Source organism: Mucilaginibacter sp. (genome assembly GCF_041663085.1).
Lineage (GTDB): Bacteria > Bacteroidota > Bacteroidia > Sphingobacteriales > Sphingobacteriaceae > Mucilaginibacter.
Genome location: NZ_JBAZRC010000085.1, coordinates 1 through 20485 on the forward strand (window position 1 = coordinate 1; position 20485 = coordinate 20485).

The following is a 20485-nucleotide window of genomic DNA, read 5'->3' on the forward strand; positions in this document are numbered from 1 at the left end:
TGTTCATTCCGCCTGGCCCCCGTTTGGGTAATATCGTTATTGAGGCCAATGGCGTTACCAAGGCCTATGGCGATAAGGTATTGTTCGAGAACCTTAACTTCTCATTGCCTCCCGCAGGTATAGTAGGGATCATCGGCCCCAACGGTGCGGGTAAAACTACCTTGTTCCGTTTAATTACAGGCCAGGATCAGCCGGATGCCGGTACTTTCCGCGTGGGTGATACGGTTGCCCTTGGTTATGTTGACCAGTTGCATGATGACCTTGACCCCAATAAATCTGTTTGGGAAAACGTAACCGACGGCTTAGATAATATTATGGTAGGTAACCGCCCGCTAAATTCACGCGCTTATGTATCCAAGTTCAATTTTAACGGTGCAGATCAGCAGAAAAAAGTTGGGGTACTATCGGGTGGTGAGCGTAACCGTGTCCATTTAGCTATTACGCTTAAAAAAGGATCGAACGTATTACTGCTGGATGAGCCTACGAATGATATCGACGTGAATACCTTACGCTCTTTAGAAGAAGCACTTGAAAACTTTGGCGGCTGCGCGGTGATCATCAGTCACGACCGCTGGTTCCTGGATAGGGTTTGTACCCACATCCTGGCGTTTGAGGGCAATTCGCAGGTTTACTTCTTTGAAGGCAACTACAGCGATTATGAAGAGAATTATAAAAAACGTGTTGGCGATATAACACCCAAAAGGCTTAAGTATAAAAAACTGACGGTGTAAGTTAGAGTCAAGACGTAAGAATCAAGATAGAAGAAAGCCCGGGTGTGTAAACAGCCGGGCTTTCTCTTTCAAAGGGTGTCATTGCTTCGTAGCTACACTTCTCGCAATGGCATATGGTTTATATAGCCGAATACTTCCTTTTATAAACCCTAAACACCATCCAAATACCCACAGCCGCTAATATCAATACCCAAAGGTTTGCCAGGCCAAGTATTAGTTCGGTAAATAAATACCAGCCATTGCTTAAAGCCACTAGCAGCCTGTTAAAGAAAGGCATTTTGTATGCCGATGGATCGTCGTTAGCGATGCGTTCCTTATAAATGGTGTTGCTTTGGTAAAAGTTAAGGCTTACTACGCTGAAGTTTACCGCTTCGTCAATTTTTTGATTGTTGATCTGTCCATCAATCATATCATCTTTTAACCACAACACAGCTTCGGGGTTCTTAATTTTAATCTTACCTGTTTTTTGCTGGGCAACCATCTCGCGGCGGTTCTTTAGTTTAAGCTTCGCCGATAGGTAATCCAACGATTTATCCTCAATATCCATTTTGCGCGCTGTTACATAAATGCCCATGTGGCTTACATGGTTCATAAAGTCTTCCAGCTTTTCTGATGGGATCTTCACCGTCATATCGGCAGTTGTTTTAAATGCCGACACCCGCATAACCGAATCATTGCTTAGCCTGATATCCTCACTTCGTTCAATCGACGACCCCATCTGGTGATGTATCACTAACCCATTTAGTTTAGCTGTTATGTGCGAAATCGAGTCGCCGGTTTGCTGCACGCTTTTTACCTTAAAACTCATATCAGCTGTTTTTACCAGTTTTGGTTTGGCGTAGGCCGCGGTGTCACTCGCGCTGCTAACGCTTACTGTATCGGCACTGCTGCTGTTGTTTACAATTTCATAACTGCCATTCCTGCCTTTGCAGGCTGCGAGCAAGGCTATGCCTGCTATCGCGATAAAAAATTTCGATTTCATAATTGTTGATTTATTGGTTTAGTATTGATACCAACCATAAACCAATAGTAACCCTGTTAATTTTTGATAATCAAAATGTTACAAAGGAGGTATTAGGCTATTGCCGTTTACTTAGTCGGTTTTGCCGGATGTTTTTCCTTCAGGAATTTCAATACCTGAGGAAAAAACTCGGCAAAGGTCTTATACTTATTGCTGTTAAGATAATTATCATAGATAAAGGGGGTAAGTTCATCTACATAAATAAAATCGCTTAAAACTTCTTTAGCTACCTGGCGCTTGTACAAACGTTCTGTACGGTATTTTTTGTAGAGCGCTGCTGTAATTGACCGCACCATGTTCTCATCAAAGCAATATCGCCATGTGCCAATGTTATTGCGTTTCATACCATCATCATCTTTATTAAACAGGTATTCCATTTCATCAATTTGTTTTTGGTACTTGCTTAGTAGCGCGTTAATGTAAACATGGCTGCCCTCATGCCAAACCAGGTTCTCAAAATCCCTGAATTCAAAAACAGGGTCTGCCTCTGCCTTGCCATTCCTGTTAAAATAACCGGTATTGTATACCAGCAGATCAGAAAACTGAGGGTTTAAAGTTTTGGTCATAATAGCATGCGATCCCCAGCTGTTCAGCGGATCTATACAGATGTACCATTTTGCATCGGCCTTGTATTTATAAAAGTCTTCTAAATTTTTTATGTACTGGCCCGAGTCTACCTTAACTTTTAACTCGTTACCCCATTTGGTATAACGGGGTAAATGTTGCTGGTAAAAGTCCCAGAATTTAGTATCATTAAAAAAATCGCGGCAAAGCTTTATATATTCCAGCGTATTTTCTTTCCCGTTAAATTTATACCAGTTTATGGTGCTATCCGGCTCATGTATTTTTATGTTCGGGAAATCGCTCATGCACCAGCCAAGTTCTACCATATCGGTATACACTTGTTTAAAGGAAGCAGCTTTTTTAACAGCGGGGTGATCTTTATATTTCCCAAAATATGCCATTACCTCCGTAGTATAGGCAGATGGGTTTGGTTTGGGATATTGGTCGGCAAGTATTTGTACAATGGTAAACAGTTCAACCCCGGGATGAACTTTTACAGTTAGTTTTTCCTGGCATACTGCAAACAAAGGCAGTAAAAAAAACAGACTGGCGATTATTGATCTTTTCATTTTTGTTATGTGATATGATTTGATCACAAAAGTGCGCGCTTGCCAATTATGTTGCAATTACAGTTGATGAACAAGTGAAATTTATTGACGAACGCTAAACGCCGGTAATAAGGGTTCGTCAGCTATATCATACTGTTTATCACTAACTATGAACAATTCATATATTGAAATTTAAAAACCAGGGGTATCCTTCTATATTTACCCAATGAAGAAAAAGTATATTATACTTTTACATATAATGTTTTGGGTGCTGCTCATTATAAACACATCTTATAATAAGTATACCATTAACCTATTTTCTTCCTATCTGTCGGTACCTCATGACGCCAATTTATACATCAAGTATTTACTTATTGAAACAGGTTATACATCAATACTTGCATGCTGCTTTTATTGCAGTTACTTGTTTATAGCCCCTCAATTCTTTGTTTTTAAAAATTATGTAAAGGCAGCATTATATACCGCATGTACAATAGTATTTATTATTGTGCTGCGCTACGTGCTCGAGTATGGCTTGTTTTTGCCGGTATTAGGGTTTGATAATTACAAGGGGCATAAATGGCCTTTAACTGATTTTGCACGCAATGTGATCTTTTATTACTTTCCCGGTTATTTTATTTACGGGCTCATCTTTTTCTTTGTAGAGAACTGGTATAAGAACAGCCGCCGCCACCAGGAGCTTCAAAAAGAAAAACTGACTACCGAACTTGCCTTTCTTCGGTCGCAGGTTAACCCGCATTTTTTGTTTAACGCCATTAATGATATTTACGCGCTTACTTATCAAAAATCTGAACAAGCGCCCGAGGCATTACTTAAACTATCGGTAATGCTGCGTTATATGCTGCGCGATGGGAACGAAGATTTTATGCCCCTGAACCGCGAGGCCGAATACCTGGAAAATGTAATAGCACTACAAAGGATAAGCGCTAAAGGTGTAGCTTATGTTAATTTTATACAGGAGGGGTACATTGGCGATCAGCAGATAGCGTCGCTTATATTTATTGCCTTTGTTGAAAATGCTTTTAAGCACGGCGTTCTTAATGACCAGGATAACCCGGTTGAGATATATTTACATGCAGATAATGCCGGTATAATTTTTAATGTGAGCAATAAAAAGAACAATAGCCTTAAGGATAACACCGGCGGTATTGGTTTAACCAATGTACGCAGGCGGCTGCAATTAACATATGCCGGGAAACATGAACTGACAATAAAAGACCAGGGCGGATTTTACACGGTTAAATTAGTTTTAAAATTGAGCCAATGAATATAAAATGCCTTATAGTTGATGATAAGCCACTTGCTATAGATATACTGGCCGATTATATTAAGAAAATTCCATTTTTAGAGCTGGCAGCAACTACCACAAACCCTATTGAAGGGTTAAACATACTCCGCACACAAACTATTCACCTGGTTTTTTTGGATATACAAATGCCCGAGTTAAATGGCTTGCAGTTCATCAAAATTGCCGGGAAGCAAAGTAAGGTAATTTTAACCACGGCCTATTCTAAGTACGCGCTTGATGGTTACGAGCACGATGTTATTGATTACCTGCTAAAGCCTATAGCGTTTGATAGGTTTTATCGCGCGGCAGAAAAGGCCATGCATGTTTTACAGCCTAAAAATGCAGATGCACCGTTTCCGGCTGCAAGTATTGAAAATGCCGAACGGCAAAATACAGCTACTTACCTGTTTGTTAAAACAGAGCACCGCATACAAAAAGTTAACCTTGCTGATATTTTATACATTGAGGGTTTGCAAAATTATATATCCATACAAACCGGTGCAGATAGGATACTAAGCCTGCAAACGTTAAAAAAAGTTGAAGAGCAATTACCCCCTGCAGGTTTTATAAGGGTACACAAGTCTTTTATTGTGGCTTTTAAACACATCACGTATATAGAACGCAGCCGCATTTTTATCGGGGAAGCAATCATCCCCATAGGAGATAGCTATAGGGACGGATTTTATAAACGGATAGGCAACCAATAGTTACTCGGGGCAGTTATCCTTGCGCCTGGTATCAACAATGTAAATGATCTTCCAGCCGGCAGCGGTTTTCATCAGTTGGAAAAAATTAACACCACAATGGCTAAACGTGGTGCCGAGGTAAAACCTGTAAGGGGTCCAAACACTGGCCAGCGCGCCGTCAACTTTTATATCGCCCCAGGTAATGCGCTCATCATAGATCTCTTTGTGTGGAGTGCCAACCTGTTTTACAAAGTCGCCGGGTTTCTCGGTCATTAATATTACTGAGCCATCCTTTTTGTTGGCGGCGCTTTGTAATACCATGTCTTTATGGAATACAGATAGCAACATGGTGCTGTCGCCTTTACGCATGCCATCAAAAAGCGTGTTGATGGCCTTTTTTACATCTTCTTTATCGGTTTGGCAAAAGGCGGGTGCGGTAAATGCCAGTAACAGTGTTGCAAGTAGTAATCTTTTCATAATTGAAGGGATTGGTTGCTGCAATTTAAATAAAAATTCAATCAAAAATCTGTCATACTGAACGTAGTGAATCATCTAATAGCCGACATGCAATATTGATAGGCAAAGTTCGCTAATAGATCCTTTGCTATCGCTCGGGATGACAAACCCGATTTAACAAAAAAGCCCCGCATTGCTGCAGGGCTTTTTAATATCTAATAAGTCGTGGGTTACGACATTTTAAGTTTCTTTTGAATGTCGGCTACGTAGCCTTTGAATTTTTTATCGGTATCAATTAAATCTTCAACAGTTTGGCAGGCGTAGATAACGGTAGAGTGATCGCGGCCGCCGAAGAAGTTACCGATTGATTTTAATGAGCTTTTGGTATGTGCCTTGGCCAGGTACATCGAGATCTGGCGGGCCTGTACAATTTCGCGTTTACGGGTTTGCGATTTTACCATTTCTATTGGTACTTCAAAGTACTCGCAAACAAGGCTCTGGATGTATTCCATTGAAATTTCCTTCGAAGAGTTTTTTACAAAATTCTTCAGCATTTGCTTGGCCAGGTTCAGGTCAATCTCTTTACGGTTAAGTGTAGATTGCGCTAATAACGAAACCATGGCACCTTCCAGCTCACGTACGTTATTATCAATGTTGTGGGCAACGTACTCTACCACATCGTTTGATAGTTCGATACCGTCCTGGTATATCTTGTTCTTAAGGATAGCCATACGGGTTTCCAGATCAGGGATCTGCAAATCGGCAGAAAGGCCCCATTTGAAACGGGATAGCAAACGTTCTTCTAACCCGGCCAGGTCTTTAGGCGCTTTATCTGATGTGATGATCAGCTGTTTGCCACTTTGATGCAGGTGGTTGAAGATGTGGAAGAAGAAGTCCTGTGTTTTTTCTTTACCGGCAAAGTTGTGTACATCATCCATGATCAGTACATCTTTCGCCTGGTAAAAGTTCACAAAATCGTTTATGTTATTATGCTTAAGGGCATCAACAAATTGCTGGGTAAATTTTTCGCAGCTTACATATAATACAAGCTTATCTGGCAGAGTGCGTTTAATTTCGTTACCAATAGCCTGGGCTAAGTGGGTTTTGCCAAGGCCAACACCACCATATATCATTAAGGGGTTAAATGAGGTACCGCCCGGTTTGGCAGCAACAGCATAGCCGGCAGAACGCGCCAGGCGGTTGCAATCGCCTTCAACAAAGTTTTCGAAGGTGTAGTTGCGGTTTAGCTGCGGATCTACGTTCAGCTTTTTAAGGCCCGGTATTACAAACGGGTTCTTAATATCCTTATTTATAGAAATAGGTATTGGCATAGACTGATTTTTTGATTCAGCACCATTTCCATTCGAGGGCATGTTGGTAGTATATGGTTTGCTTGATGACTGCTCAACAACAATGTTATACTCTAAACGACCTTCGTCGCCTAATTGTTTTTTTATTGTTTTGCGCAACAAGCCTACATAGTGTTCTTCCAACCACTCATAAAAGAATAAACTTGGTACCTGTATCGTTAAAACGCTACCCTCCATACGCAAAGCCTTTATTGGTTCGAACCAGGTTTTAAAGCTTTGTGCCGGTATGTTGTCTTTTATGATCTGAAGGCAGCTATTCCAAACGTTAGTACAAGTTTTTTCCATAGAAGTATTAGTAATATCTTGATTTACAGTCTCCGAAGAGGACAATTTTTCGCCCGTTTCGGAACATCGAATATTCAAAAAAAAAGCGGGTTTAAAAATAAATTTTAAGAAATATATTTATAAAAATTAAGCCGTTTTATTGCGAATATTAAAGTTATTAACATTATATTTCGCATGAAGAACGCGCTTTTATGCGTCAGTTTTGCTGTATTGCGGTTTTAAAAGTTTAAACACAGATGGTTTTAAAAATGTGGATTATTTTTCGGTAAATAAATTTGAAAAATCCTTAATTAGGAGAATAATTTTCATCAATATTCGCCAAACACATTTCGCATTACATCTGCTATTTCTCCGAGCGTAGCATAGCATTCAACCGCTGTTAAAATATAGGGCATCAAATTCTCTGTTCCCTGCGCGGCAACAGTTAAATTCTGAAGTGCTTTTTGCACCTCATCATTATTTCGCTCTTCTTTTAAACGGGTAAGCTTATCCATTTGTTGCCTGCGGATGGCATCATCAACCCTGAATACGTTTTGGGCAACCTCTTCCTGCTGGGTAAACTTGTTAACGCCAACCAATACCTGGTCGCCGCTTTCAATATCGTTTTGGTATTGGTACGCTGCTGCCGCTATTTCCTGCTGGATGTAGTCCTGCTCAATAGCTTTTACCGAACCACCCATCGCATCTATCTTATCTATATATAACTGCGCGGCTGCTTCCAGCTCATCTGTTAAAGCCTCAATAAAGAACGAACCGGCCAGCGGGTCAACGGTATCGGTAACGCCGCTTTCAAAAGCGATGATCTGTTGGGTACGCAAGGCAATTTTAGCGGCGGCCTCAGTTGGCAGGGATAAAGCTTCATCGTACCCATTGGTATGCAATGATTGTGTACCGCCTAATACCGCGGCCAATGCCTGCATACTTACCCGCACCACATTGTTCATGGGTTGCTGGGCGGTAAGGGTTGATCCCCCGGTTTGGGTATGAAAACGCAATTTTTGCGCGCCCGGGTCGGTAGCGCCAAGCTCTTTGGTAATATGTGCCCACATACGGCGGGCAGCCCTGAATTTGGCTATCTCTTCAAAAAAGTTATTGTGGCAGTTAAAGAAGAAAGAAAGGCGTTTGGCAAATATGTTTATATCCAGTCCTTTTTCTAAAGCGGCTTTTAAATAAGTTTTACCGTTGGCCAGGGTAAAGGCCAGTTCCTGCACGGCGGTTGAGCCTGCTTCGCGGATGTGGTAGCCTGATATAGATATGGTATTCCATTTTGGCACTTCCTTGCTGCAGTATTCAAAAATATCGGTAATGAGGCGCATGGATGGGGTAGGCGGATATATATAGGTGCCCCTTGCCGCATACTCCTTTAATATATCGTTTTGGATGGTGCCCGAGATCTGTTTCAGATCGACCCCTTGTTTTTTTGCTAACGCGATGTACATGGCCAGCAGGATAGAGGCCGTAGCGTTGATGGTCATGCTGGTGGTGATATCCTTTAATTGGATGCCATCAAATAGTATCTCAATATCTTTTAAAGAATCTATCGCTACACCAACCTTGCCTACTTCGCCTTCAGATAGCTCGTGGTCGCTGTCATAACCTATCTGGGTGGGCAGGTCAAATGCTACCGATAGGCCCATGGTGCCCTGGCCTAATAAATAATGGTAACGTTTGTTACTTTCTTCGGCGGTAGAGAAACCTGCGTACTGGCGCATGGTCCAGGGTTTGCCCCGGTACATATCTTTCTGGATACCGCGCGTGTACGGGAACTGTCCGGGTAATTCGGTCATGCCCGATGGTTCTGTATAAACCTCCTTAAGCTCGATGCCCGAAATGGTTTTGAATTTTTTATCGGCCATGGTGCTTAAAATATGTTTTCAAGATCTTGCCTTACCAGGTTGGTAGCAATATCGTATGGGTCTTCTTCCAGTTTGCTTAAATGGGTTAGTATCACTTTACCCAGATCAAGCCCGGTAGCATTATCGGGCATTGTTTTTACAGCGTTGTTTACAAGTGCCAGAGTATCGCTTTTTACACGTTTTACTACCGCCCAGGCTTGTGTACTTACATAAATTTGCTGGGTAACGTTATGCTGGTATTCGGTACGGATCTCGTTTAATATAATACTGTTCAACTCGGCAGCGCTATAGCCATTTCCGTTTAAACGGATAAGCATATTTGAGGGGTTTATCCTGTCGATAAACAATACCAAACGTTCATACGCCTGTAAACGCAGGGGAAGGGTTTGGTTTGCTATGGCTTTTTTAAACTCCAGTGTTTGCAGGGCGGTAGTTTTATCCAGATAGGGTTTCAGCATGTAAAAGGCTACATATATAATACCTATGCCGGCAACAGTGTATTTTAAAATATCAAGCAGGTAGCTGTACAGTATCATGTTTTATTAATGTTATGCGGAGGTCATAAATAAATCGGTCGGTGCAAAAATCCGCATTTTACCTTATATTTGTGTAGTTAATTAAAAATAAGATGAGCGCTATTGTTGAAACCCTGACAGCACCCGTTACTTTTACCGAAGGTGCCGTAAAAGAACTTTTTAAATTAAAAGACCAGCAAGAACTGAGCGATGACTTTGGCCTGCGCGTAGGCGTTGAAGGCGGTGGCTGCTCGGGCATGAACTATGTTTTAGGCTTCGACCAGAAGAAGGACGGCGACCAGGAGTTTATGATTGACGGTATTAAAACCTATATGCACAAAGCGCATGGACTTTACCTTGCCGGCATGCAAATAGATTTTCAGGATGGCCTAAACGCGCGTGGGTTTACTTTTAACAACCCTAACGCTGCCAGCACATGCGGTTGCGGTACTTCGTTCTCGGTATAATATATTTATATAAATATTGAAAGGCCCCTGCATTAGGGGCCTTTTTTGTTGGTTTAGTTTTGAGTTTGAATTTCGGAAATGGTCTTCTTTATCCAATAGGGTGTTGCCCCGTCGCCATAACCCTGACTGTGAAATTTAATAATGCCTGTTTTGTCTATAACTAAGCTTGCCGGGCATTCGTCTACGCCATAGAGGTAAAACAACGGCATCGATTGGCCAACAACATGGTATTTAAATGGTATTACCGTCAGGAATTTTTTGACATCGGCCAGTTTATCAAGCGATATGGCTATGAAGATAACATCCTTGTTTTTTTTATAGGTTTCAACCAGGGTGTTTAGTTCAGGCATTTCATACCGGCAGGGCGGGCAGGCAATAAACCAAAAGTTTAACACTACAATTTTCCCTTTTAATGATTCGGCGGTAATTTGTTCGCCGTTCATATCTATCATATCCTTGAAACGGAACACGCCTCCGGTCTTGAAAAATTTTGTTTCAACAGGTTTGGGGAGCTTCGCGAATTTTGCATCCTCTGCTTTTTCGTTTCGCCGTACTAAAATAAAAGAGGTGCTGTCACTATCATGTATAAGCGGGTTTAATTTGTAATTGCCGGTTGCCATTAGTTTTGCCCAATCGGCATACGCGTATTTTACACCCTTTTCGTTTGTAACAACGGTGTTTTTATTGGCGGCAAATTCTTCTATTGGTTTGGTAATCTCAATTTGTGCCCTTGATAGGTAGGTTGTAAATAATAGTGCGGCTATAAGTAAGGTTTGTTTCATAAAGGTTTTGGCGGGTTAGTCTATTTTTTTAATATCTCTGATGGTTTTTTTCATCCAGGCCATGTAGTTTTGGCCGTAGCCTACCGCGCTGTAACGGATAATACCCTGCTTATCTATAATAACATTGGTAGGGTATAATTTTATGCCGTAGCCGTCGCAATACCTTCGCGCTTCGGCAACCTGCCGGTAATTAAACGGGTGGGTTTTTAAAAAGTCGCTGATCTCCCATTTACGGTCGAGCCCTATCGCAATAAAAATAATATCGGGGTCAGCCGCGTTCTCGGCAACAAGTTTATTTAATTCGGGAATCTCTGCTTTACATGGCGGGCAACCAATAAACCAAAAGTTAAGTACTACAATTTTGCCTTTGGTCGCTTTATTATCCACCCACTTGCCATCCATATCTTTGGCGGATAACATATTTAGTTTGGCACCAACAGGAAACGATTCGCTTGGGGCTGGTTGGTTTACCGGTTCATCATCGGGGTTTAACTGAGGTGCCTGTGGCCCGGGATCTGCCGGTGGAACAGGAGGTGTTGTTGGACGCATAACGGCGAACCGCGCTTTTTCTTCGGGGGTAATGTGGCGCAATGTATGGGTGGTATCTTTAGCGCGATAAATACTGCGGATAACATAATTGCCTGTCAGGATAAGCGGCCGCCATTCTTTGTATTCAAGTACTTTGCCAACCGAATCTTTTACAAGCAGTTTTTCATCTGTCAATATATCTTTTGGTGACGGGCGGGTTTGCGCTTGAGCAGCAAAGCAGGTAAACAACAGCAGTATGGTAAACAATCGCGACATGGTAAATGTAAATTTTAGGAAATTTAGCTTTTGTTTTTTTAGCAATCAACATCTGCAAATAATTAGCGGACCATCTGTAACAAACCCCCGCCCTTTATAGTCATACCGTCGAGTTTTTTTATATTTATGGCATGCCGGTAAAAACAACCTTTAAAGAGAACGTATCTATTGCACTCCAATCTATCAGCGGTAACAGGTTGCGTACCTCGCTTACAGCTTTAATTATTGCCATTGGTATTATGGCGCTGGTAGGTATTTTAACAGCAATTGAAGGTATAAAACAGTTTACAAACGATGCTTTTGCAGGTTTGGGCGCAAACTCATTTACCATTCAAAACAGGGGTAGTGGCATTAGTTTTGGTAATGGCGGCCACCGCAAAATATACCCGGCCATTAGCTATGATGAAGCGGCAAGGTTTGCCAAACTTTATAAACTCCCGGCCCGTATCAGTATCGACCTGAGTGTTACCGGCACCGCAATAGCCAAATACAACAGCATCAAAACAAACCCCAATATTTCTGTAACGGGCAGTAATGATAATTACCTGGCTATAAAAGGTCATAAACTATCTCTGGGTCGTAACTTTTCGGCATCCGAGCTGGAGCATGGTGCCAACGTGGTAATTATTGGCGATGAGATAAAAGTGAAGTTATTTAAAAAAGAAGACCCCATCAATAAGTCGATATTACTGGGCAGTAGTAAATTCAGGATAATTGGTGTAGTTGCCCCTAAAGGCAGTAACAGTTTTGGCGGCGATAAATTTTGCATTATACCCGTACAAAAGGCCAGGCAAATTGCGGCTACATCAAAACCAACTTTTGGGGTTACGGTAAACGTAAACAGCCCCGATGTACTTGATGCCAGCATTGGTGAGGCTACCTCCCTGATGCGTAATATCCGTGGCATCCGTTTAGGCCAGGCCGAAAATTTTGAGATCTCAAGAAGCGATTCTATTCAGCAGGAGTTATCAGGCCAGTTAACGGGTATAACCGTGGCGGGCTTTGCTATTGGCGCCATTACACTTATCGGTGCTGCCATCGGTTTGATGAATATTATGCTGGTATCGGTAACAGAACGCACCCGCGAAATTGGTTTGCGTAAAGCTATTGGTGCTACCCCATCAGTAATACGTAAACAATTTTTGATAGAAGCCATCGTAATTTGCCTTATAGGCGGCTTTGGCGGTATTGTATTGGGCATGGCCATTGGTAACCTTATAGCCGTGCAAATTAGCGGTACTTTTATAGTACCATGGGTTTGGTTATTCTGCGCTGTGGGCTTGTGTACGTTTATAGGCCTGGCATCCGGGTTTTACCCCGCTAAAAAAGCATCCAAGCTTGATCCGGTTGAGGCGTTGAGATACGAGTAAGGGAGAGAGTCAGGACTTTTAGAATCAAGAGTTAAGAAATAAAGGGCTTAGATATTTATCTAAGCCCTTTATTATTATGCGGTTTTTAGTCTTGTGTCTTGATTCTTGTATCTTAATTCTTTCTAACTACAGCATTACGTTTTTCAACGGATAATCAAATAGTAATTTTTCCAGGTAGGGCATAGCCAGGGTACTTTCAAAAGCAGCAGCATGGCGGGGGTGGTGCATATCGCTCGAAATGAAATCAACCATTTGGTTATCTATCATCTCTTCGGCTATTCTTTTTGCATGTTTACCGTAATATCCCGATAAGGCTATAGTATTCAATTGCAGGTCGCAGCCCCAGCTGCGAATGTTTTTCATCTGCTCAATATCCATATAAGCATATCGCTCGGGGTGTGCCAATATAGGTTTGTAACCAGCATCCTTCATTTTTTGAATAATAGAAATCAGGTTGGGTGGCTGCGTAATAAACGAAAGTTCAAAAAGCGCGTAATTATCGCCCATAGTAAATACCTTACGGTCGGCTATTCGTTTTTCAAAAGTTTCATCAAAGTAGTGCTCGGCCGCTGCCGAAATATCAATATCAATATTTTGCTCTTTTAAAGCTGCTTTAAGGGTTGTTAAGGCATTGCCTATACTATCGGCATCGTTACGGTAATAATCTATCATAACGTGCGGGGTAGCAATAATTTTTTTGATCCCCAGCGACATCATTTTTTTGATCAGGAAGATAGATTCTTCTACGTTTTGGGCACCATCGTCAATACCCGGCAATACATGCGAGTGCATATCTGTAACAACAGTGCTATAGTCAAAACTCACTGTTTTCTTAACTTCCTTCTTCTTAAATAATCCGAACATTTTTAACGATTAGTATATTGCCCTTTGTAATAATCCTGGTAATGGCCCGATGTTACATCATTAAGCCATTGCTCGTTTGCAAGGTACCAGTCAACCGTTTTTTCAAGCCCTTCTTCAAACGTGATAGATGGTTCCCAGCCTAATTCATTTTTAAGCTTGGTAGCATCAATAGCGTATCTTAGGTCGTGCCCGGCCCTGTCTGTTACATAGGTTATCAGCGCTGCCGATTCGCCCTCTTTGCGCCCCAGTTTGGTATCCAATATACTGCATAACAGTTTTATCAGGTCGATGTTTTTCCACTCGTTATGGCCGCCAATATTATAGGTAGAACCGGGTTTGGCTTTATGGAATATCACATCAATAGCCCTTGCATGGTCTTCCACCCAAAGCCAGTCGCGTACGTTCTCGCCTTTGCCGTAAACAGGTACAGGTTTACCCTGCTTAATATTATTAATAGCCAGTGGGATCAGTTTCTCCGGAAAGTGGTATGACCCATAGTTGTTAGAGCAGTTTGATATAACTGTTCCCAGCCCATATGTGTCAAAATAAGCCCTCACAAAATGATCGGAACTTGCCTTTGATGCTGAGTAGGGGGAATGTGGGTCATAAGCGGTTTCCTCGGTGAACATATCAGTATCGCCCAGGGTGCCGTATACCTCATCGGTAGATACATGGTAAAAGCGCTTTTTGTCGTACTGGCCTTTCCAAAGGTTTTTAGCAGCGTTAAGCAGGTTAACGGTACCTACCACATTGGTCATTACAAAATCCAGCGGGTTGGTGATAGAGCGATCTACATGTGATTCGGCAGCCAGATGGATCACTGCGTCGGGCTCTTCCTGCTCAAAAAGGTTGTTTATAAATTCAAGATCAACAATATCGCCTTTTACAAAACGGTAATTTGGCTCGTTCTCAATATCTGTAAGGTTAGCCAGGTTGCCTGCATAGGTAAGCTTATCAAGGTTAATGATGGTATAACCGGGATAGTTGGTAACAAAACGGCGCACTACGTGCGACCCAATGAAGCCGGCACCTCCGGTAATAATTATCTTTTTCATAACACAATATTGATTATAACGGATTTTGGGCAATATATTGTTCCCATGCCCATGCTGACGACATCATAATATTGAGGTCGCGTTCGGCTGTCCAGTTTAGTTTTTCGGTTGATTTGGTTACGTTACCCCAAACTTTCTCAATATCACCCTCGCGTGCAGCACCTATCTGGTAGTTTAGCTTTACACCCGTAGCGTTTTCAAAGGCACGTATCACTTCTAAAACCGAATAACCATTGCCTGTACCGATATTGAACACATCATAACCTGTAAAGGTTTCTTTTTCCATTAGGTTAAGCGCAGCAACGTGTGCTTTAGCTAGATCAACCACGTGAATATAATCGCGGATACAGCTGCCATCAGGCGTGTTATACTGATCGCCAAATACGGTTATTTTTTCGCGTTTGCCAATGGCTGTTTGTGTGATAAAAGGAATCAGGTTTTGCGGAACACCAATTGGTAACTCGCCAATTAAAGAGCTATCGTGCGCGCCAACAGGGTTAAAGTAACGTAATGCAATTACTTTATAATTGGTTCCGGCGGCTACCATATCTTTCAATATCTCTTCTGCTATTTGTTTGGTATTACCATAGGGCGATTCGGCAGGTTTAACAGGCGCATCTTCGGTAACAGGTAAAGTATCCGGCTGCCCGTAAACAGTACAGCTTGATGAGAACACAAAATTTAAAGCTTTACCATTGTAGGCTTTTAGTAAGTTTATAAGCGAATAAAAATTATTATAATAATATTTTAAAGGGTTTTCTACCGATTCGCCAACAGCTTTTGAAGCGGCAAAGTGAATAATACCTGCAACATCAGGTTGTTTGACTGCAAAATCTTTTACAGCTTTTTCGTCGCACAGGTTAAATTGGAAAAAGTCAGGCTTGTATCCAATAATGCGGGCAACCTGATCCAGCATTTTAATGTTTGAGTTTGATAGGTCATCGATAATTATTGGGTCGTAACCTGCGTTAACCAACTCAACAACTGTGTGGGTGCCGATAAAACCTAAGCCGCCCGTTACTAAAATTTTCATAGTGTGTTATATTGATAGATTTAGTACTATGCGCACCATAATGGGTACACCATTCAATTTCCAAAAAAACTATTGCTTATTATAATAAGTAAAGTCCTTATGTTGTATCTCCTGCTCAGGCAGTGATTTAAAGTATTCATAAGTGATCTTCAACCCTTCGCTGCGAGATACTTTTGGCTCCCAGCCCAAAATGGTTCTTGCCTTGGTAATATCGGGGCGGCGTTGTTTAGGGTCGTCTGTTGGCAGAGGCAGGCTTATCATTTGCTGATCGGTACCGGTAAGTTTGATGATCTCCTCACCAAACTCGCGGATGGTTATTTCATCAGGGTTGCCAATGTTCATGGGTTGCGCGTAATCGCTGTGCAGCAGGCGATAAATGCCTTCTATCAAATCATCCACATAGCAAAAAGAACGGGTTTGCGAGCCATCACCAAACATGGTTAAAGGTTCGCCACGCAGGGCCTGGCCAATAAAAGCAGGTAATACACGGCCATCATTGAGGCGCATACGCGGGCCGTAAGTATTAAAGATTCTTACAATACGTGTTTCTAAACCATGAAATGTATGGTAGGCCATGGTGATAGATTCCTGGAAGCGTTTTGCTTCGTCGTACACACCACGCGGGCCAACCGTATTTACATTACCCCAGTATTCTTCGGGTTGTGGGTTAACGGTAGGGTCGCCATAAATTTCTGATGTGGAAGCGATAAGCATCCTTGCTTTTTTAGCCCGTGCCAGTCCCAATAAATTATGTGTGCCTAACGATCCTACCTTTAGCGTTTGAATCGGGATCTTCAAGTAATCAATAGGGCTTGCCGGCGATGCAAAATGCAGGATATAATTTAATTCGCCGGGTACATACACAAACTTGGAAACATCATGGTTGTAAAACTCAAAGTTCTCCAGTTTAAACAGGTGTTCAATATTGCGCAGGTCGCCGGTTATCAGGTTATCCATGCCAATAACATGGTAATCTTCTTTGATGAACCTGTCGCACAGGTGCGAACCCAAAAAGCCTGCGGCCCCTGTTATTAAAATACGTTTGCGTTGTGCCATTAGCTAATTATTTTTCTGCCGATACTGTTGTAATAGAACCCAAGATCTATCATTTTTTGAAGGTCGTAAAGGTTACGGCCGTCAAATATAACCTTACTTTTCAATAGCTCGCTTATCTGGTCAAAATCAGGCGTGCGGAAGGCCGACCATTCAGTAACGATCAGCAATGCATCGGCATTATTTAATATCCCGTAAGCATCGGCGCCGTAGGTTATCTTATCGCCAAGCAGGGCTTTTACGTTTTTCATGCCTTCAGGGTCGAACACACTGATGGTTGCACCCTCTTTTAACAGCTCATCAATGATATACAAAGCCGGAGCTTCGCGGATATCATCCGTTTCGGGTTTAAAAGCAAGGCCCCACATGGCAAAATGTTTGCCTTTAAGGCCGTCTTTATAATATTTTTTTAGTTTTTGCACCAGTACTTTTTTCTGGATCTCGTTAACTTCCATTACCGAGTTAAGGATCTTGAAATCGTATTTGTTCTCTTCGGCCGATTTGGCAAGCGCCTGCACATCCTTAGGGAAACAGCTGCCGCCATAACCAATACCCGAGAAAAGGAAACGGTTACCAATACGGTTATCGGCGCCAATACCGCGGCGCACCATATCTACATCGGCGCCCACCAGTTCGCAAAGGTTGGCTACCTCGTTCATAAACGATATTTTAGTTGCCAGGAAAGAGTTGGCAGCATATTTTGTTAATTCAGATGAGCGCTCATCCATAAATATTACCGGGTTACCCTGGCGTACATACGGTGCATAAAGCTCGCCCATTAATTTGCGTGCGCGTTCGTCGGTAGTACCAACAACCACACGGTCGGGTTTCATGAAATCCTCAACAGCTACACCTTCGCGTAAAAACTCGGGGTTTGATACTACTGCAAATTCAACACTGGTGTTTTCATTCATTACAGCAGTAACCTTATCGGCAGTACCAACCGGCACGGTAGATTTTGTTACGATAACTTTGTAGTCGGTTACCAATTTGGCAATATCTTTTGCTGCGCCTAAAACGTAGCTCAGGTCGGCAGAGCCATCACCACCCGGAGGCGTTGGCAAAGCCAGGAAAATGATCTGTGCATCGGCAATGGCATCGGCCAGGTTATTGGTAAACAGCAACCTTTTTTGGTTGATATTACGGTGAAAAAGTAACTCAAGGCCAGGTTCGTATATAGGAAGCTGACCCTCCTGCATCATTTTAACCTTTTGCTCGTTAATATCAACGCAGGTAACCTGGTTACCGGTTTCTGCCAAACATGTACCTGTTACCAGGCCAACATAACCTGTTCCAACAACAGCTATTTTCATAAATACTTTTTGTTATTAATGTTATTACTTTTATGCCCAACGAAGATAATAATACAAATCTAAAAAATGCTTGTACTATATAACATCGGCATACTCTTATACTACACGCTTGTGTATATAGTTTCACTTTATAAAAATAAAGCCAAACTGTGGATTAAAGGCCGTAGCGGGCAGCATGTGCAACCGTTAAAATCAAGTATTTGGTTCCATTTTGCTTCGTTAGGCGAATTTGAACAGGGCAGACCTGTGCTTGAGGCTGTTAAAAATGATTACCCGCAACACCCCATAGTTGTAACTTTTTTTTCGCCTTCGGGATATGAGGCCCGCAAAAACACACCTCTTGCCGATGCTGTGTATTATTTACCCCTTGATAGGGCTGCGAATGCACGGAAATTCATCAGCACGATAAACCCGGTGATGGCCATTTTTACCAAGTACGAATATTGGTACCACTTTTTTAACGAATTGCACAAAAAACATGTGCCGCTTTATATTATATCGGGCATCTTCCGGCCAGGGCAGGTGTTTTTTAAATGGTATGGCGGCCTGCACCGTAAAATGCTGAAAATGGTTACCTGGTTTTTTGTGCAGGATATTCCATCTAAACATTTACTGCACGATGTTGGCATCACCAACGTAACCATAAGCGGCGATACCCGGTTTGACAGGGTATGGGCCAATGCGCAACAGCCAAAAGAACAGCCGGAGATAGCCGCATTTAAAAACGGACAAAAAATATTTATAGCCGGTAGTACCTGGCCTGCTGACGAACAACTGATAGCCGCGCTAATTGCCCAACACCCCGACTGGAAATTCATCATAGCCCCGCATGAGATTGGGGAGGATGAAATAAGCGGCGTGGTTAGCTTACTGCCAAAAGAAACTACGATCAAATTTTCCGGCATCTCACATCTCACATCTAATATCTCATATCTAATTATAGATAATATTGGAATGCTATCGTCACTTTACCAGTATGCGGATATCGCTTACATAGGCGGCGGCTTTGGCGCGGGTATCCATAATACATTGGAGGCAGCTGCTTTTGGTATGCCGGTGATTTTTGGCCCTAAGTATGATAAGTTTAAAGAAGCCCGCGACCTGGTGGAACTAAAGGCGGGATTTAGTATCAATAGCCAGGAAGGGTTGAATAGTGTTGCGGGATTATTGATGGGCGATGAAACTGCCCGTGATAATGCTGCTGCAATTGCCAAAAACTATGTGAAACAGCATATTGGAGCTACCAATGCGATAATAAAGTATGTTAAAGAGCGGCATTAAGCTTTGGGCTATCCAATCTATCAACCAAACTATTAAATAAAGCCGGGCCTTTTACATTTACACCGCGCGTATCAATTATTACATAACTGCGATAGAATAACGTTGTAAACCTATAATCTAACCATTTTAATATGTTTTTTGGTCTTTTGTGCGGCTCATTTAAAATCACAGCAATTACGCCCGAATGATATAGAACGAAATCATTAATTGCTGTGAACTCTATCTTTTCACCACGATTGATAATACATTCATCAGTTATTTCAATAGCCACTTTAGCAGATAAGACAGGTGTCAGGAATCTTTTTATAAATACTATTAGAAATATAGTTGCCAGAATTAGCATTAAAATCAGCCACCAGTCAGTCTCCTGAAAGTTTAATATCAGTTTTAAGAGATATGCTATTGATATAAAAAGACAAATAAGAACCCTGATAAAGGCAAAGCTTTTATTGTATGTATATTCCAATCTTTCCACGGTTAAAGATAAAAACATTCACTAACATTTTCTTAATATTGCCACCATGGGCTTTTTGGATATCCCCGGCTTAGGTACGGCACACTATCATGAATACGGCATCGGCAGCAAACCTATGCTGGCCTTCCACGGCTACGGCATGACTGGGAGGCAATTTCACGTGCTCGAAAATTCCGTCCTGCAGCAATACCACGTTTATGGTTTTGACCACTTTTTTCATGGCGAAAGCAAATTAAATGGCTGGACAGAGCAGCAAATACTCGCCGGTATGCCCCGGGCAATGGTGCGCGAATATGTTGAGGAATGGTTTAAACTGCATGGCAGGCAGCGTTTCTCTGTAATGGGTTATTCCATTGGTGCCAACATCGCGCTGATTTTGGTTGAGGAGTATGCCGACCTGATAGACGAGGTGATACTTATGGCACCCGATGGCCTTTCGGTTTATAAAGGCTTTGAGATATTGCTGCACAAACCCTGGGGCAGGTATATGTTTAAAACTGTTACCAAAAGTAAATGGCTGGCACCAACTATGCTCACAAACCTGAAAAAGGTAAAGTTTATTGATGAGAGCCTGTACCAGATAGCCTATAATGAAATTGATACCGAACAAAAACGGCAGGATGTTTATTATACCCTAAACCTCATCC

At 42.1% G+C, this 20485-nt stretch carries 21 protein-coding genes; 7 read left to right on the forward strand and 14 right to left on the reverse strand.

The annotated features are described in order from the left end of the window. On the forward strand, positions 1 to 731 hold a 731-nt coding region (locus WC615_RS15065), incomplete at its 5' end, for an ATP-binding cassette domain-containing protein (protein ID WP_372978910.1). Between the two features lie 118 nt (positions 732 to 849). On the opposite strand, the gene WC615_RS15070 is transcribed toward WC615_RS15065, so the two are convergent. Together WC615_RS15070 and WC615_RS15075 are read right to left on the reverse strand one after the other, a co-directional pair. Next, positions 850 to 1713, reverse strand: coding sequence for a DUF4349 domain-containing protein (locus WC615_RS15070; RefSeq protein ID WP_372978911.1), 864 nt, complete (start codon positions 1711 to 1713; stop codon positions 850 to 852). 107 nt (positions 1714 to 1820) lie between these two features. Continuing rightward, complete coding sequence (locus WC615_RS15075) at positions 1821 to 2885, reverse strand: DUF4932 domain-containing protein (RefSeq protein WP_372978912.1); 1065 nt, start codon at positions 2883 to 2885, stop codon at positions 1821 to 1823. A gap of 205 nt (positions 2886 to 3090) precedes the next feature. On the opposite strand from WC615_RS15075, the gene WC615_RS15080 reads away from it, so the two are divergent. Together WC615_RS15080 and WC615_RS15085 are read left to right on the forward strand one after the other, a co-directional pair. Next, positions 3091 to 4152 carry a sensor histidine kinase gene (locus tag WC615_RS15080; RefSeq protein WP_372978913.1) on the forward strand — a complete coding sequence of 354 codons (1062 nt, stop codon included), beginning with the start codon at positions 3091 to 3093 and terminating at the stop codon, positions 4150 to 4152. After that, positions 4149 to 4880, forward strand: coding sequence for a LytR/AlgR family response regulator transcription factor (locus WC615_RS15085; RefSeq protein WP_372978914.1), 732 nt, complete (start codon positions 4149 to 4151; stop codon positions 4878 to 4880). The genes WC615_RS15080 and WC615_RS15085 overlap by 4 nt, the downstream gene beginning before the upstream one ends. Here the strand turns inward: WC615_RS15085 and WC615_RS15090 are convergent, their stop codons facing one another. The 4 genes from WC615_RS15090 to WC615_RS15105 form a co-directional block, all read right to left on the reverse strand. Continuing rightward, positions 4881 to 5336 carry a nuclear transport factor 2 family protein gene (locus WC615_RS15090; protein WP_372978915.1) on the reverse strand — a complete coding sequence of 152 codons (456 nt, stop codon included), beginning with the start codon at positions 5334 to 5336 and terminating at the stop codon, positions 4881 to 4883. Between the two features lie 209 nt (positions 5337 to 5545). Then, the gene (gene dnaA / locus WC615_RS15095; RefSeq protein WP_372978916.1) at positions 5546 to 6970 is read right to left on the reverse strand and encodes a chromosomal replication initiator protein DnaA; all 1425 of its coding nucleotides are present in this window, start codon (positions 6968 to 6970) and stop codon (positions 5546 to 5548) included. 308 nt (positions 6971 to 7278) lie between these two features. Then, positions 7279 to 8826 carry a methylmalonyl-CoA mutase gene (locus WC615_RS15100; RefSeq protein WP_372978917.1) on the reverse strand — a complete coding sequence of 516 codons (1548 nt, stop codon included), beginning with the start codon at positions 8824 to 8826 and terminating at the stop codon, positions 7279 to 7281. Positions 8827 to 8831: 5 nt separating this feature from the next. Next, on the reverse strand, positions 8832 to 9362 hold the full coding sequence (locus WC615_RS15105; protein WP_372978918.1) for a hypothetical protein: 531 nt from the start codon (positions 9360 to 9362) through the stop codon (positions 8832 to 8834). 92 nt (positions 9363 to 9454) lie between these two features. Here WC615_RS15105 and WC615_RS15110 point away from each other — a divergent pair, with 92 nt between their 5' ends. Beyond that, positions 9455 to 9808: an iron-sulfur cluster assembly accessory protein gene (locus WC615_RS15110; protein ID WP_191177349.1), complete on the forward strand. Its 354-nt coding sequence runs from the start codon at positions 9455 to 9457 to the stop codon at positions 9806 to 9808. A gap of 53 nt (positions 9809 to 9861) precedes the next feature. Here the strand turns inward: WC615_RS15110 and WC615_RS15115 are convergent, their stop codons facing one another. Together WC615_RS15115 and WC615_RS15120 are read right to left on the reverse strand one after the other, a co-directional pair. Then, positions 9862 to 10590, reverse strand: a complete 729-nt coding sequence (locus WC615_RS15115; protein WP_372978919.1) for a TlpA family protein disulfide reductase — start codon at positions 10588 to 10590, stop codon at positions 9862 to 9864. A 15-nt stretch (positions 10591 to 10605) separates the two neighbouring features. Further along, complete coding sequence (locus tag WC615_RS15120) at positions 10606 to 11394, reverse strand: peroxiredoxin family protein (protein ID WP_372978920.1); 789 nt, start codon at positions 11392 to 11394, stop codon at positions 10606 to 10608. Positions 11395 to 11525: 131 nt separating this feature from the next. Between WC615_RS15120 and WC615_RS15125 the strand changes: the two genes are divergently transcribed. Next, positions 11526 to 12764, forward strand: a complete 1239-nt coding sequence (locus WC615_RS15125; protein WP_372978921.1) for an ABC transporter permease — start codon at positions 11526 to 11528, stop codon at positions 12762 to 12764. A gap of 126 nt (positions 12765 to 12890) precedes the next feature. Here the strand turns inward: WC615_RS15125 and WC615_RS15130 are convergent, their stop codons facing one another. From WC615_RS15130 to WC615_RS15150, 5 genes are all read right to left on the reverse strand, one after another. Beyond that, positions 12891 to 13628: a tyrosine-protein phosphatase gene (locus tag WC615_RS15130; RefSeq protein ID WP_372978922.1), complete on the reverse strand. Its 738-nt coding sequence runs from the start codon at positions 13626 to 13628 to the stop codon at positions 12891 to 12893. 2 nt (positions 13629 to 13630) lie between these two features. Continuing rightward, complete coding sequence (rfbB, locus tag WC615_RS15135) at positions 13631 to 14683, reverse strand: dTDP-glucose 4,6-dehydratase (protein ID WP_372978923.1); 1053 nt, start codon at positions 14681 to 14683, stop codon at positions 13631 to 13633. A gap of 13 nt (positions 14684 to 14696) precedes the next feature. Continuing rightward, positions 14697 to 15716 (reverse strand): UDP-glucose 4-epimerase GalE, encoded by a 1020-nt coding sequence (galE, locus tag WC615_RS15140; RefSeq protein ID WP_372978924.1) that lies wholly within the window; start codon positions 15714 to 15716, stop codon positions 14697 to 14699. Positions 15717 to 15785: 69 nt separating this feature from the next. Continuing rightward, positions 15786 to 16772, reverse strand: a complete 987-nt coding sequence (locus tag WC615_RS15145) for a UDP-glucuronic acid decarboxylase family protein (RefSeq protein ID WP_372978925.1) — start codon at positions 16770 to 16772, stop codon at positions 15786 to 15788. Then, positions 16772 to 18082: a UDP-glucose/GDP-mannose dehydrogenase family protein gene (locus WC615_RS15150; RefSeq protein WP_372978926.1), complete on the reverse strand. Its 1311-nt coding sequence runs from the start codon at positions 18080 to 18082 to the stop codon at positions 16772 to 16774. The genes WC615_RS15145 and WC615_RS15150 overlap by 1 nt, the downstream gene beginning before the upstream one ends. 66 nt (positions 18083 to 18148) lie before the next feature. Here WC615_RS15150 and WC615_RS15155 point away from each other — a divergent pair, with 66 nt between their 5' ends. Then, positions 18149 to 19363: a 3-deoxy-D-manno-octulosonic acid transferase gene (locus WC615_RS15155; protein WP_372978927.1), complete on the forward strand. Its 1215-nt coding sequence runs from the start codon at positions 18149 to 18151 to the stop codon at positions 19361 to 19363. Here WC615_RS15155 and WC615_RS15160 read toward each other — a convergent pair. Beyond that, the gene (locus WC615_RS15160; RefSeq protein WP_372978928.1) at positions 19347 to 19838 is read right to left on the reverse strand and encodes a hypothetical protein; all 492 of its coding nucleotides are present in this window, start codon (positions 19836 to 19838) and stop codon (positions 19347 to 19349) included. The genes WC615_RS15155 and WC615_RS15160 overlap by 17 nt on opposite strands. Positions 19839 to 19884: 46 nt before the next feature. Between WC615_RS15160 and WC615_RS15165 the strand changes: the two genes are divergently transcribed. Further along, positions 19885 to 20485, forward strand: a 601-nt coding sequence (locus WC615_RS15165; RefSeq protein ID WP_372978929.1) for an alpha/beta fold hydrolase, incomplete at its 3' end; no start/stop codon positions are given.

Bases quoted from the DNA above. Each gene is read 5' to 3' on its own strand.
- WC615_RS15080 (WP_372978913.1), top strand. From the start codon at position 3,091: ATGAAGAAAAAGTATATTATACTTTTACATATAATGTTTTGGGTGCTG.
- WC615_RS15120 (WP_372978920.1), bottom strand. From the start codon at position 11,394: ATGTCGCGATTGTTTACCATACTGCTGTTGTTTACCTGCTTTGCTGCT.
- dnaA (WP_372978916.1), bottom strand. From the start codon at position 6,970: ATGGAAAAAACTTGTACTAACGTTTGGAATAGCTGCCTTCAGATCATA.
- galE (WP_372978924.1), bottom strand. From the start codon at position 15,716: ATGAAAATTTTAGTAACGGGCGGCTTAGGTTTTATCGGCACCCACACA.
- WC615_RS15115 (WP_372978919.1), bottom strand. From the start codon at position 10,590: ATGAAACAAACCTTACTTATAGCCGCACTATTATTTACAACCTACCTA.
- WC615_RS15150 (WP_372978926.1), bottom strand. From the start codon at position 18,082: ATGAAAATAGCTGTTGTTGGAACAGGTTATGTTGGCCTGGTAACAGGT.
- WC615_RS15090 (WP_372978915.1), bottom strand. From the start codon at position 5,336: ATGAAAAGATTACTACTTGCAACACTGTTACTGGCATTTACCGCACCC.
- WC615_RS15125 (WP_372978921.1), top strand. From the start codon at position 11,526: ATGCCGGTAAAAACAACCTTTAAAGAGAACGTATCTATTGCACTCCAA.
- WC615_RS15105 (WP_372978918.1), bottom strand. From the start codon at position 9,362: ATGATACTGTACAGCTACCTGCTTGATATTTTAAAATACACTGTTGCC.
- WC615_RS15075 (WP_372978912.1), bottom strand. From the start codon at position 2,885: ATGAAAAGATCAATAATCGCCAGTCTGTTTTTTTTACTGCCTTTGTTT.
- WC615_RS15085 (WP_372978914.1), top strand. From the start codon at position 4,149: ATGAATATAAAATGCCTTATAGTTGATGATAAGCCACTTGCTATAGAT.
- WC615_RS15100 (WP_372978917.1), bottom strand. From the start codon at position 8,826: ATGGCCGATAAAAAATTCAAAACCATTTCGGGCATCGAGCTTAAGGAG.
- WC615_RS15070 (WP_372978911.1), bottom strand. From the start codon at position 1,713: ATGAAATCGAAATTTTTTATCGCGATAGCAGGCATAGCCTTGCTCGCA.
- WC615_RS15110 (WP_191177349.1), top strand. From the start codon at position 9,455: ATGAGCGCTATTGTTGAAACCCTGACAGCACCCGTTACTTTTACCGAA.
- rfbB (WP_372978923.1), bottom strand. From the start codon at position 14,683: ATGAAAAAGATAATTATTACCGGAGGTGCCGGCTTCATTGGGTCGCAC.
- WC615_RS15130 (WP_372978922.1), bottom strand. From the start codon at position 13,628: ATGTTCGGATTATTTAAGAAGAAGGAAGTTAAGAAAACAGTGAGTTTT.
- WC615_RS15145 (WP_372978925.1), bottom strand. From the start codon at position 16,772: ATGGCACAACGCAAACGTATTTTAATAACAGGGGCCGCAGGCTTTTTG.
- WC615_RS15155 (WP_372978927.1), top strand. From the start codon at position 18,149: ATGCTTGTACTATATAACATCGGCATACTCTTATACTACACGCTTGTG.